Source organism: Kosakonia sp. 1610 (genome assembly GCF_050435845.1).
Lineage (GTDB): Bacteria > Pseudomonadota > Gammaproteobacteria > Enterobacterales > Enterobacteriaceae > Kosakonia > Kosakonia cowanii.
On sequence record NZ_JBNDKZ010000003.1, the window covers coordinates 32,644 to 45,773 of the forward strand.

Annotated in this window: 9 protein-coding genes; 5 read left to right on the forward strand and 4 right to left on the reverse strand. The window is 56.2% G+C overall.

Annotated features, from left to right (window positions below; genetic code table 11):
• Positions 1–76: 76 nt before the first annotated feature.
• Complete coding sequence (locus tag ABIC80_RS10795) at positions 77–1,378, reverse strand: anaerobic C4-dicarboxylate transporter (protein ID WP_094419171.1); 1,302 nt, start codon at positions 1,376–1,378, stop codon at positions 77–79.
• A 115-nt stretch (positions 1,379–1,493) separates the two neighbouring features.
• Positions 1,494–2,930 (reverse strand): aspartate ammonia-lyase, encoded by a 1,437-nt coding sequence (aspA, locus tag ABIC80_RS10800; RefSeq protein ID WP_023478344.1) that lies wholly within the window; start codon positions 2,928–2,930, stop codon positions 1,494–1,496.
• A 338-nt stretch (positions 2,931–3,268) separates the two neighbouring features.
• Between aspA and ABIC80_RS10805 the strand changes: the two genes are divergently transcribed.
• Positions 3,269–3,733 (forward strand): FxsA family protein, encoded by a 465-nt coding sequence (locus ABIC80_RS10805; protein ID WP_042718491.1) that lies wholly within the window; start codon positions 3,269–3,271, stop codon positions 3,731–3,733.
• Between the two features lie 31 nt (positions 3,734–3,764).
• On the opposite strand, the gene yjeH is transcribed toward ABIC80_RS10805, so the two are convergent.
• Positions 3,765–5,021 carry an L-methionine/branched-chain amino acid transporter gene (gene yjeH / locus ABIC80_RS10810; protein ID WP_042718492.1) on the reverse strand — a complete coding sequence of 419 codons (1,257 nt, stop codon included), beginning with the start codon at positions 5,019–5,021 and terminating at the stop codon, positions 3,765–3,767.
• Between the two features lie 237 nt (positions 5,022–5,258).
• On the opposite strand from yjeH, the gene ABIC80_RS10815 reads away from it, so the two are divergent.
• Positions 5,259–5,552: a co-chaperone GroES gene (locus ABIC80_RS10815; protein WP_007372708.1), complete on the forward strand. Its 294-nt coding sequence runs from the start codon at positions 5,259–5,261 to the stop codon at positions 5,550–5,552.
• Positions 5,553–5,596: 44 nt separating this feature from the next.
• Complete coding sequence (groL, locus tag ABIC80_RS10820; protein WP_042718495.1) at positions 5,597–7,243, forward strand: chaperonin GroEL; 1,647 nt, start codon at positions 5,597–5,599, stop codon at positions 7,241–7,243.
• A gap of 87 nt (positions 7,244–7,330) precedes the next feature.
• Here groL and ABIC80_RS10825 read toward each other — a convergent pair whose 3' ends face one another.
• On the reverse strand, positions 7,331–8,038 hold the full coding sequence (locus ABIC80_RS10825) for a winged helix-turn-helix domain-containing protein (RefSeq protein WP_429177081.1): 708 nt from the start codon (positions 8,036–8,038) through the stop codon (positions 7,331–7,333).
• A 493-nt stretch (positions 8,039–8,531) separates the two neighbouring features.
• Here ABIC80_RS10825 and ABIC80_RS10830 point away from each other — a divergent pair, with 493 nt between their 5' ends.
• Positions 8,532–8,972 carry a hypothetical protein gene (locus tag ABIC80_RS10830; RefSeq protein WP_042718497.1) on the forward strand — a complete coding sequence of 147 codons (441 nt, stop codon included), beginning with the start codon at positions 8,532–8,534 and terminating at the stop codon, positions 8,970–8,972.
• A 77-nt stretch (positions 8,973–9,049) separates the two neighbouring features.
• Entirely contained in the window at positions 9,050–13,114 is a 4,065-nt protein-coding gene (locus ABIC80_RS10835) for an Ig-like domain-containing protein (protein ID WP_429177083.1), read from the forward strand.
• Positions 13,115–13,130: the final 16 nt, after the last annotated feature.

A 13,130-nucleotide genomic window follows, 5' to 3' on the forward strand; every position in this document is an offset into this window, starting at 1 on the left:
TCCTGAAAGCGAAAGCAGGGACTATAGCATGCGACGCGGGAAGATCGGGCCGCCGGGCAGCCCGATTTATAGACTTTTACAACAAGATAGTGCCGAAGATAAAGCCGAGCACCACGCAGAGCGCGATGGCGATGACGCCAGGGATCAGGAAGGGGTGGTTGAAGACGAATTTGCCGATGCGCGTTGAACCGGTGTCATCCATCTCGACCGCTGCCAGCAGCGTCGGGTAGGTCGGCAGCACAAACAGCGCCGACACGGCGGCAAAGGAAGCCACGGCGGTCAGCGGTGAAACGCCAAGCAGCAGCGCGGCAGGCATCAGCGCTTTGGTGGTCGCCGCCTGCGAGTAGAGCAGGGTCGCGGCGAAGAAGAGCACCACCGCCAGCAGCCACGGGTAGCTGTGGAGCAGATCGCCCGCCACCATCTGGATATCTTCGATATGGTGTTTGACGAAGGTATCACCGAGCCACGCAACGCCAAGCACGCAGATACAGGCGCTCATGCCGGATTTAAAGGTGCCAGCGTTGAGGATCTCGCCGGTATCAACTTTGCAGCTCAGGCAGATAAGCGTGGCGATGGTGAGCATAAACACCACAATCGCTTCGTTACGCGGCAGCACCGGGTTGGCAATAAGCCCCACCGTCGGGCTGATGGCGGTGGCGTAGAGCATCACGGCGATAATGCCGACCAGAAAGAGCATCACCGAGCGTTTGGCGTGGGGCTTCAGGGCGAACACCTGCTCACCGCGCAGCTTCACTTCCCCTTTCGCCAGCCGCTCCTGGTAGACCGGATCGTCCTTCAGCTCGCAGCCGAGGAAGTTACAGACAATGGCGGTCAGCATCACGGCAATCAGCGTGACGGGAATACAGATCGCCAGCAGCGTCAGGTAGCTGACGCCCAGCGGTTCAAGAATACCGGCAAAGAAGACCACTGCCGCAGAGATGGGCGAGGCGGTAATGGCGATTTGTGACGCCACCACGGCGATAGAGAGCGGGCGCGAGGGGCGGATGCCCTGCTCTTTTGCCACTTCGGTGATCACCGGCAGCGTGGAGAAGGCTGTGTGGCCGGTGCCCGCCAGAATGGTCATAAACCAGGTGACCAGCGGGGCGAGAAAGGTGATGTACTTCGGATGGCGGCGCAGCAGGCGCTCGGCGAGGCTGACTAAATAATCCATCCCGCCCGCCACCTGCATGGCGGCAATCGCGGCGATGACCGCCATGATGATCTCGATGACGTCAAACGGAATGGCGCCGGGTTGAATTTGAAAGAAGAGCGTCAGCACCAGCACCCCGAGGCCACCGGCAAAGCCAATGCCGATCCCCCCGAGCCTGGCGCCAAGGTAGATGGCAAGTAAGACGAGGACAAGCTCTGCAGCAAACATAGTGGGCTTCCTTGTTTTCCAAGTGATATGAAATTGTTATTGGTAAGTAACCACCCAAAAGAAAAAGGCACGTCGCGGAGGACGTGCCTTTCATATTTTTTAACCTGGGGGGAGGTTACTGTTCGCTTTCATCGGTATAGCGTTTCGCTTTATAGGCCGGGTGCATCAGGTTCTGGGCAGAGAAGATATCATCCAGCTCCGTTTCCGTCAGCAATCCGCGCTCGAGCACCACTTCACGCACGCTCTTCCCGGTTTCGGCGCAGATCTTGCCGACGATATCGCCATTGTGGTGGCCGATAAACGGGTTGAGGTAGGTGACGATACCGATGGAGTTATAGACGTAGCTTTCACACACCTCTTTGTTGGCGGTGATGCCGTTAATGCATTTTTCCAGCAGGTTGTAGCAGGCGTTGGTCAGGATGTGGATCGACTCGAACATCGCCTGGCCAATCACCGGCTCCATCACGTTCAGCTGCAGCTGACCCGCTTCGGAAGCCATGGTGACGGTGATGTCGTTACCGATCACTTTAAAGCAGACCTGGTTTACCACTTCCGGCACAACCGGGTTCACTTTGGCCGGCATGATAGAGGAGCCTGCCTGCAGTTCCGGCAGGTTAATCTCGTTCAGCCCGGCGCGCGGCCCGGAGGAGAGCAGGCGCAGGTCGTTACAGATTTTCGACAGTTTTACCGCCAGGCGTTTCAGCGAGCTGTGCACCATTACATAGGCACCGCAGTCGGAGGTCGCTTCGATCAGATCTTCTGCGGCCACTACCGGCAGGTTGCTCACTTCCGCCAGCTTCTGCACGGCGAGTTGCTGGTAGCCATCCGGCGTGTTGAGGCGGGTACCGATAGCCGTTGCGCCGAGGTTCACTTCGAGCAGCAGTTCCGCGGTACGCAGCAGGTTTTTGGTCTCTTCATTCAGCAGCACGTTAAAGGCATGGAACTCCTGGCCGAGGGTCATCGGCACCGCATCCTGCAGCTGGGTACGGCCCATTTTCAGGATATCTTTGAACTCCACCGCTTTGTTTTCAAAGCCTTCGCCAAGCTGTTTGATGGCGTCGATCAGTTTGACCACCGAGGTGTAGACCGCGATGCGGAACCCGGTCGGGTAGGCATCGTTGGTGGACTGGCATTTGTTGACATGATCGTTCGGGTTGAGGAACTGATACTCCCCTTTCTGGTGGCCCATCAGCTCAAGGCCGATGTTTGCCAGCACCTCGTTGGTGTTCATGTTCACAGAGGTACCCGCGCCGCCCTGATAGACGTCAACCGGGAACTGGTCCATGCATTTGCCGTTGTTCAGCACCTCATCACATGCGGCAACAATAGCGTTAGCAATACTTTTAGGGATGGTTTGCAGCTCTTTGTTCGCCAGCGCTGCGGCTTTCTTCACCATCACCATGCCACGAACAAACTCAGGGATGTCGCTGATCTTGTTGTTGCTGATATAAAAGTTTTCAATCGCTCTCAGAGTATGCACGCCGTAGTAGGCATCCGCTGGCACTTCCCTGGTACCTAACAAGTCTTCTTCGATACGAATGTTGTTTAACATGTGAACCTTCTTTTTCAAGCTACGAATGAATACACCAATCACACAATATTTATGTGGTTATGTGTCTTTTTCGACCGACGATTATTCCCTCAATCGGCCAGAAGAGTGAAATTATATGCTGGCGCGGGCGAATTGCCGTAATCGGGATCACTTATTATCTTACTGGACCCATCATAATTACCAATATGTGAAATAAGTCACCGCTGCGTAACAAACAAAACTTTACACCGCCGGTGAAATTGAATTTTCCAGCTTTGCCACCATCTCATCCCTATGCGATTTCGCAGACTCATTTTAGCAACGGTGAGATGACCGTTGCTCGTTTACAGGAGAAGCCAGTGCGCTGGATACCGTTTATTGCTTTTTTCTTATACGTTTACATCGAAATTTCGATCTTCATCCAGGTGGCTCACGTCTTTGGCGTGCTGATGACCCTTATCCTGGTGCTCTTCACCTCGGTTATCGGCATGTCGCTGGTGCGCAACCAGGGCTTTAAAAATCTGATGGCGATGCAGCAGAAGATGGCGGCGGGTGAAAGCCCGGCGGCCGAGATGATCAAGAGCGTGTCGCTGGTGATCGCCGGTCTGTTGCTGCTGCTGCCCGGTTTCTTTACTGACTTCCTCGGCCTGCTGCTGCTGGTGCCGCCAGTGCAGAAGCTGATCACCCTCAAGCTGATGCCGCACCTGCGCTTTTCGCGCGGGCCGGGTGCAGGCGCCGGGTTTGGCGGTGGCGACACCTTTGAAGGCGAATATCAGCGTAAAGATGACCCCAACAACCGTCTGGATCATAAAGACGATCGTTAAGCTCCGCTGCCCGGCCTCGCCGGGCATTTTTTTATTCCGACACAGAACGAACCGTTGTGGTGCGCCGCTTCGGTAAAAAGAGCCACAGCGCCGCCAGCATCACCACCGCATACAAACTCTTCCAGCCTGGAATGATCAGCAACAGCAGGCAGAGCACGCTCCCCAACATCGCCAGCGCCTTATAGCGCCCTTTCAGCAAGCGACAGCCCGCCAGCATGCAGAGCAGGTAGATCATGATAAAGATGCCGTTGGCGTAGATGATCAGCGTGTCGAGATTGATGTTGAAGGCGTAAATCGCCAGCGTGCAGGCCACGCAGCAGAGAATCACCGCGTTGAGGGCATTAAGCGGCAGCTGGCGCGCCGAGAGTTTTGCCAGCGCGCTGTCGGGCTTGTACGCGGCCTGCGACCACACCAGCCGCGCGAAGCTCTGAATATAGATATTGAGGCTGGCGAAACAGGCGAGATAGCCAATAATGCAGGCCACCCACAGCGCCTGCTTGCCAAAAAGATCGACGACAATCACCGGCAGCGACGCCGCTGCGCCGAGATGATGCCAGAGATCGAACTTCAGCACCGCCACGGTACAGGCCCAGTAGACGGTGCCCGCCAGCAGCAGGCCAATCATCAGCGCACGGGGGAAATCCCGCTCCGGGTTTTTGAACTCCGAGGCGAGATGGGCGAACGCCTCCAGCCCGACAAAACACCAGAACATCACCGCTAATGAAGCGGACATCTCAGAGAGGGAAACCTCGCCGAGCGGTGGGAAGGGGATATCGCGCAGCGTAATGCCGCCGCGCCACCAGATGGCGACCAGCAGGGCAACGATCAGCCCGGCGATAATCGATTGCAGGTTGGCGCTGGAGCCCGCTCCGCGCGTACCGATAAGCCAGATCAGCGCCAGCGTCATCAGCTCCGCCATCAGCAGCATCGGCCCCTGCCAGCCAAAGAGCCCCTGCCAGAAACCGGCGGCGATATGCAGTGCCGCAGGCAGCCCAACCGGGATCACCGAGAGAAACAGCCAGCCAGTCACCCGCTGCAAACGCGGACCAAACGCCATGCCGACAAAGTGGGCGACGCCGCCAGCGCTGGGGAAGTGGCGTCCGAGAATGGCAAAGACAATCGCCACCGGGAACACCAGCACGATGAGTAACGGCCACGCCCACAGGCTGCTGTTACCGGCCGCCAGCGCCGCAAGCGCCGGAACGGCGAAGACCCCGGTGCCGAGTAACGAGGTAGAGAGTAATCCAACACCCTGCGCCAGCCCCAGCTCTTGTTTTAATCCGCTCATTTTTTCTGTTTGTCTCTTATCGGGAGCCTCGATGGTAGCACAAGCTGTTTTACTTATGGCTCGCCGTTCCCCGCCAGTAAAGGGAGGGGGCAGTCGATTGCATTTTCAAAAATTTTTTTTGTTTTACCCCTTGAAGGGGGAGAGGCCTAACCCCATCTCTCAGGTCACCAGCCGGATAACCCCATGGACCCGGCCTCACCATAACTGATAAAGACTTTCTCAAAGGAGAGCTATCAAATGAGTATTCGTCCGTTACATGATCGTGTGATCGTCAAACGTAAGGAAGTTGAGTCTAAATCTGCTGGCGGTATCGTTCTGACCGGTTCTGCGGCAGGCAAATCAACTCGTGGCGAAATCATCGCTGTCGGTAAGGGCCGCATCCTGGAAAACGGTACTGTTCAGCCGCTGGACGTAAAAGTGGGCGATATCGTGATTTTCAACGATGGTTACGGTGTGAAGGCTGAGAAGATCGACAACGAAGAAGTGCTGATTATGTCCGAAAGCGACATTCTGGCAATTGTTGAAGCGTAACAACGCGCGCGAACGAACCTGAACGAATTTAAGGAATACAGAAAATGGCAGCTAAAGACGTAAAATTCGGTAACGACGCTCGTGTAAAAATGCTGCGCGGCGTGAATGTTCTGGCAGATGCAGTGAAAGTTACCCTCGGTCCGAAAGGCCGTAATGTGGTTCTGGATAAATCTTTCGGTGCACCGACCATCACCAAAGATGGTGTTTCCGTAGCACGTGAAATCGAGCTGGAAGACAAGTTCGAAAACATGGGCGCGCAGATGGTGAAAGAAGTGGCCTCCAAAGCGAACGACGCTGCGGGCGACGGCACCACCACCGCGACCGTTCTGGCACAGTCCATCATCACTGAAGGTCTGAAAGCCGTTGCTGCGGGCATGAACCCGATGGATCTGAAACGCGGTATCGACAAAGCTGTCGCTTCTGCCGTTGAAGAGCTGAAAGCGCTCTCCGTACCATGCTCTGACTCTAAAGCTATCGCTCAGGTTGGTACCATCTCCGCTAACTCCGACGAAACCGTAGGTAAACTGATCGCTGAAGCGATGGATAAAGTCGGTAAAGAAGGCGTGATCACCGTTGAAGACGGTACCGGTCTGCAGGACGAGCTGGACGTGGTTGAAGGTATGCAGTTCGACCGTGGCTACCTCTCCCCTTACTTCATCAACAAGCCGGAAACTGGCGCAGTAGAACTGGAAAGCCCGTTCATCCTGCTGGCTGATAAGAAAATCTCCAACATCCGCGAAATGCTGCCGGTTCTCGAAGCCGTTGCTAAAGCAGGCAAACCGCTGCTGATCATCGCTGAAGATGTGGAAGGCGAAGCGCTGGCAACTCTGGTAGTTAACACCATGCGCGGCATCGTAAAAGTCGCTGCGGTGAAAGCACCGGGCTTCGGCGACCGTCGTAAAGCAATGCTGCAGGATATCGCAACCCTGACTGCCGGTACCGTTATCTCTGAAGAGATCGGTATGGAGCTGGAAAAAGCGACCCTGGAAGATCTGGGTCAGGCGAAACGCGTTGTCATCAACAAAGACACCACCACCATCATCGATGGCGTGGGCGAAGAGGCCGCTATTCAGGGCCGCGTAACGCAGATTCGTCAGCAGATCGAAGAAGCTACTTCCGATTACGACCGTGAAAAACTGCAGGAGCGCGTAGCGAAACTGGCAGGCGGCGTTGCGGTAATCAAAGTAGGTGCTGCGACCGAAGTTGAGATGAAAGAGAAGAAAGCCCGCGTTGAAGATGCGCTGCACGCAACCCGTGCTGCCGTTGAAGAGGGCGTGGTTGCCGGTGGTGGCGTAGCGCTGATTCGCGTAGCCAGCAAACTGGCTGAGCTGAAAGGCCAGAACGAAGACCAGAACGTGGGTATCAAAGTTGCGCTGCGCGCAATGGAATCCCCGCTGCGTCAGATCGTGCTGAACTGTGGCGAAGAGCCGTCTGTTGTTGCCAACATGGTTAAAGCGGGCGACGGTAACTACGGTTACAACGCTGCGACCGAAGAGTACGGCAACATGATCGACATGGGTATCCTGGATCCGACTAAAGTGACCCGTTCTGCACTGCAGTACGCGGCTTCCGTAGCCGGTCTGATGATCACTACCGAGTGCATGGTTACCGATCTGCCGAAAAGCGACGCGCCTGATTTAGGTGCTGCTGGCGGTATGGGTGGCATGGGCGGTATGGGCGGCATGATGTAATGGCTGCCGGACACGTGCCCGGTAAACCGGGCGCGGGTTCAACGAAGAGGAGCGGGCTTAATGCCCGCTCTTTTTTTTGCCTGCGTTTCAGCCCGCAGGCGAGTTGGCCGGGCAGGCCAGCGGGGCTTTATCGCGCGTTGGCTCCTGCTCAACGGCCAGATCGTCCACCAGCGTCATAAATTTGAGTTTGTCACTCGACGCCAGCAACCGGGGCTCCTCCTCGCTCTCCGCCGGCATAAAATCGCACTGGGTGAATGTCACCACGCTTTTGCCAAATTCAGGCAGCGGCGCGCTGAGGGTGCGGCTCTGCCACAGGCCAAAGAGCATAAAGGTGCACAGCAAAAACAGCACCAGCAGCGCCAGCGCGCCGTACTGTTTACGCGCAATCAGCGGGTCAGGCGCGGCTGGGATTGGTGCCGGTATTGGTGCAAGTGCTGGTGCCGTCACGTCATGCTGCTCCGTGAGGGCGATAACGGAGAGATCGCGGCTGAATATAAAGCCGGTTTTGGGAATGGTTTTAATCACCTGCGCGCCCAGGCCATGGTCCGTCATCGTTCTGCGCAGCAGTGAGATGTACTGGTTGAGGGTATTGTTGGTGGAGTGCAGGCCATACCGCTCCCAGACCGCCTGAAAGATCGCATCGCGTGTCACGATCTCGCCGCGATGCTCAATAAAAAAGAGCAGCAAGCGGCTGCCAGCGAGGGTTAAAAATCGTTTTTCATTTTCAGTGCCTGCGCCCCATATTGCGCCATCGGCGGGTCTGAAATAGATTTCCTTATCTATAATAAAGAGCATATTGATACCTTTCATGATGCTATTCATCATGGAATAAATTAAAAAGAAGAAGTTAGATACTTCTGTAATAGCGAAATTAATTAATAGTTACTTTAACCTGTTAATTAAATCACGCTATTCAGAATTATGAGACTGCATAGAAAATGTAACCATATTGTCGATGCTACCTATATTGTCAATAAATAAAGCCGCTTTTTTTCAGTTTTAAGAGACGCATCCCGACAATTTACCAGAGAATTCTCCATGAATGACCGGGATTTTGTTATTATTTTTTTTATAATAATTATGCGTAACGCTGAAAGTGGCTTATATGACGAAAATTTATCTTGTTTGTATCAAATGTTCCGATATAAATAGCTAAAAAGAAGAGTGCGAATTTATTATTGAACCTTATTAGGCGCGTGCAGTGTGTGGGTGGTCATATCCTCACGGCACTCGCACATTTAAAACTTGGTATTTTTGTTAATGGTTTAATTTTAAGGGGAAAAATAAAATGAACAATTTAAATGCCATTATATTAAGCAGCGCGTGCGTATTGCTTCTCTCCGCCTGTACAGGTAACAAAAACACCCCAAAAGAGAGGGTTTCAGCAGCCAGCGCCAGTAGCGCCAACGCGCCACAGGGCGTGGCGGCAGAGCGCAAATCGCCCTTTTTCGATGGGATTGTTATTGCATCAACTAACAATGCCTGTATCGACAAATTTAACTTCATTCGCGGCACGGACACCTCTACCTATAAAAACTACTCTGATGATTATTCAAAAATAGGCGAAGGCTACAAATTTCTGAATATTAATAAAAACATCATGGGTAAAGAGGCGAAAGAGATCTACACCATGCAGCTCGATCTCAAGCTGGATACCCTGTGCGCGAAGGCGCACTACACGAGTTACCAAATCGTTAAAGAAAAGATGCGCAACCTTGCCAATATCTGACAGAGGCATCGCCAATTTCTCTTTTAAACGCCGTTTTTAAAAACGGCTTTTTCGTGTTTTTCCTTGATGACGTAATAATGAAAACCAGACAACTTCCCGGCTGGAAGCGTGGTACCGCGTGGGGAATTATCGCGCTCCAGTTATTCAGCCCACTCTTTTTTCCCTTCACCTCTGCGGCGCAGGTAACGGAATATGCCGATTACCGCAGCATGGATGAAACCATGGCCGGGCTACAGGCGCTCATCAGCGAGCCCAGAATGTTATCCCACGCCATTTCACCGGCGGTTGCACCCCAGCCGCAAAATAATCCGCCTTTGCCAACGCTAAATATAGAGCCGCCGCCGGTTGAACCGACAACGGCCGAGGCGTGGCTGGCACCGAAAGCGGCGCAGGCCGCGCAGCTACTGATCTCCGAAGATGTCAGCCGCTCAGCCTTTGCCTACGCCCGCAGCCTTGGCGAAGGGGTGATCAACCAACAGCTTAGCGACTGGATGGATCAAAAAGGGAGTGTCAGCGCGTCGCTGGATAGCAAAGGGAAGGTGAGCGGCGATCTGCTGCTGCCGCTGCTGGAGAGTGAACGACAACTGCTGTTCAGCCAGTGGGGGTTGCGCAAAAGCGAGGCGCGCAATATTGGCAACGTCGGGTTGGGCTACCGTCACCAGCTGGCGGGCGGCATGCTGGGCATCAACGCGTTTTACGACTATGACTACAGCGGCAAGAATGCGCGTCTTGGCATCGGTGGCGAAGCCTGGGCCGATTACCTGAAGCTCTCAGCCAACGCCTATTATGGCCTCACCGGCTGGCACGCCTCGACGCTAAAAGGCATGAAAGAGTATGACGAGCGCCCGGCGAACGGTATTGATGTTCGCCTCGACGGCTGGCTGCCTGCGCACCCGCAGTGGGGAGCAAAGCTGAAATATGAGCACTACTTCGGTAAAGGCATCGCCCTCACGCCTGCCAGCGGGCCGGACGATCTGCAACGTAACCCCTCTGCGATCACGCTCGGGCTTAACTACACGCCGTTCCCGCTGCTGACCCTTTCCGGCGAGCGCACCTTTGGCGACAGCCAGGATACACGCCTTGATATGGCGCTTAACTACCGCTTCGGTGTGCCGCTGTGGCGGCAGATTGCCAGCGACAATGTCGATCTGCACCGCAGCCTGATCGGCAGCAAATACGCCCTTGTCGATCGCAATTACGACATCGTGATGCAGTACCGCAAGCAGCCGCTGGTGGTGCTCTCGCTGCCAAAACAGCTCACCGCGGAAGCGGGCACGACGCTGACCATCCCGGTGACGATTAGCAAAGCGAAGTATGGCCTTGAGCGCATTGAGTGGAGCGCCTCGGCGAACTTTGCCGCCAACGGCGGTAGCTGGCAGCAACCGGCATTGACCGCACTCCATGTGCAGGTTCCGGCCTATCGCACCACGCGCAGCGAAGCCACCAGTGCCGCGCAGGAGTATGTGCTGACCGCAGTTGGCGTTGATAAAAACGGCAACCGCGCTACGCCTGCGACCACCACCCTCCGCGTGATGCGCGCCAGCGAAACGGTCGCGCCGATCGCCCTGACGCCCACCGCACCGCAGCTGGCTGATAACCAGCAGGCCTTTACCCTGACGGCAAGCGTGGTGAAGGAGGGCCAGCCGGTCGCCGGGCAGCGCGTCACATTCCATATTGCTCAGCTTGCCGACAGCAAAGGCAAACCGGCGGCCACGCTGTTTAACGACCAGGGGCAGGATACTATCTCGCTCAGCGCGGTGAGCGACAGCCAGGGTCTGGCGACGGTGAAGCTGAAGAGCCGTGTTGCGGGTGAAGGCGTGGTCTCCGCCACGTTACGCAATGGTAACAGCAGCAGCGTGCGGGTAACATTTATCGCCGATACCGCCACCGCCACGCTTTCCGCGTTCGATATTATGACGGATAACGCGCTGGCGGATGGAAAGCAGGCCAATGCGGTGCGTGCAACGGTTACTGACCGCTATGGCAACCCGCTGGCGAACTACGCGGTGGGCTTCTCGGCGGATAACGGCGCGACGCTGATTGGCGGCAATGCGGTGCTGACCGATGTCCGTGGTCAGGCGACATTACTACTGACGCATACGCGCGCGGTGGCGACGCAGATTACCGCGACGGTTAATGGCCAGGCGTTGACGCAAACCGTTAACTTCAGCGTCGATCGCCAGAGCGCCCGCTTTATCGAGAGCCGCGTGGCGCAAGATGCGCTGGCCAATGGCCAGGCGGGCAGCGTTATGGTGGTCAGGATCGCCGATGCGTTTGGCAACCCGGTACCGGGCATGGCGATACAGTTTATTCCCGACAGCCCGGTCAGCGTTCTGCCCGCGCAGGCGCTTACCGATGCGCAAGGCGTGGCGCAAACCACCTTAACCAGCCGCCGGGCGGGAACCTTTAACGCCACCGCGAAACTGGTTGGCACGCCGCAGGCCGCGCAGGTGAGCACCCGCTTTATTGCTGACAGCACCACCGCGCAGCTGCCCAATGAAAACCTGCTTATCTCGCCCGATGGCGCGATCGCTAACGGGATTGCGCCGAATGGCGTCACGGCCACCGTTGTCGACGCCAATGACAACCCGATCCCCGGTGTTACCGTCAACTTTAGCGTGTCACCAGGCGCAACCCTTGCCGCGACGACCGCCATTACCGGGCCGGATGGGCAGGCGCAAACCACGGTGGTTAGCGATATCGCTGGCCTCTACACGGTGACCGCGACGGTAAACGGCAGCACCCTGAGCAAATCGACGCTGTTCATTGCCGATGTGGTCACGGCGCAAATCTCAGATGCCAACCTGGTGGTGGAGAGCAATGGTGCGGTGGCGAACGGCAATGCGGTCAATAGCCTCTCGGCGACGGTGACCGACGTGAAGGGGAACCGGCTGAGCGGTATCACCGTTGATTTCACCGTCAGCGCGGGCGCAGTGCTGACCCGCACACAGGGCGTGAGCAATCTGGATGGTCAGGTAACCACCAGCGTTAACAGCCTGCGCGCCGGACGATTTACCGTAACGGCCCGCGTGGCGGGAACCTCGGCCAGTAAAGCGGTCGACTTTATCGGCGATATCACGACCGCTGCGCTGGCGAGCGTCACGCTGGAGGGATCAACCACTGATAAAACCGCCAACGGCACAGACAGCTTTACCTTCCATGCGCGGGTCAAGGACGTCAATAACAACCCGGTCAGCGGCGCGACGGTGCAGTGGTTACAGGATAAAGGCGTTGCCGCCACCATCAACAGCCTGAGCGTGACTAACGATGAGGGGATCGCCGTCGCTCTGCTTGAGAGCACCACGACAGATGTGATGAATGTGCAGGTTTCCGCATCGCTTAATAACGAGGCCAGCATTGATGCGGACAAAACGGTGAGTTTCCATCCGCAGCAGGTCAACCTGCGCGGCGGAGTGTGGGGAGCCCAGGCGGTATGGGGCTACAGTAACCCTGCACCGGTTGTCGTACCCGGCGCTGAGATCAAACTCTTTCATAGCAAAGGCGACGCGCAGGCGGTCTACTCCACCCAGGCCAACAGTAACGGCAGCTACAGCCTCAATGTCTTGTCAGGGAGCTACTATGTTGAGGTTACCGCGCCGGACTACTTCCCGTTGCAAACCACGATTACGGTCGTCAGAGGAACACTCTTTGCCCAGGATTTCACCCTGACGCATCGCCTGAAGGGCGCAGTGGCGAAGATTGTCGTCAGCTGGAACGCCACGCCGGCGAATCTCGACGCGCACCTGATTGTGCCGCCAAAAGCGAGTAATCCCGGCGGGGCCAGGCAGCATGTCTACTATATGACGACGCACCCGGTCGGCGCAGAAGCGGGGCTGGAGAATGACGTGCGCAATGGCTATGGACCGGAAACCGTCTCGATTGGCAATTTCCACCCCGGTGCGTACTGTTACTCGGTACACAACAGCCAACCGGCAACCGGCCCGCTGATGACAGGAGCAAAGGTGACGCTCTCCCTGTCGGATGGCCGCAGCTGGAACTGGGCGGTGGAAAACGCCAGCGGATCGCAGCGCAATACGCTGTGGCACGTCTTCAAACTGAACGTTGACTCGCAGGGCAGCGTGAGTGTCGAAACCGTCGGCACCACCTCCTCCGGCCCGCCGTATAAATTTGATGGCTGTTAATCTCAGCAAGCCCTGC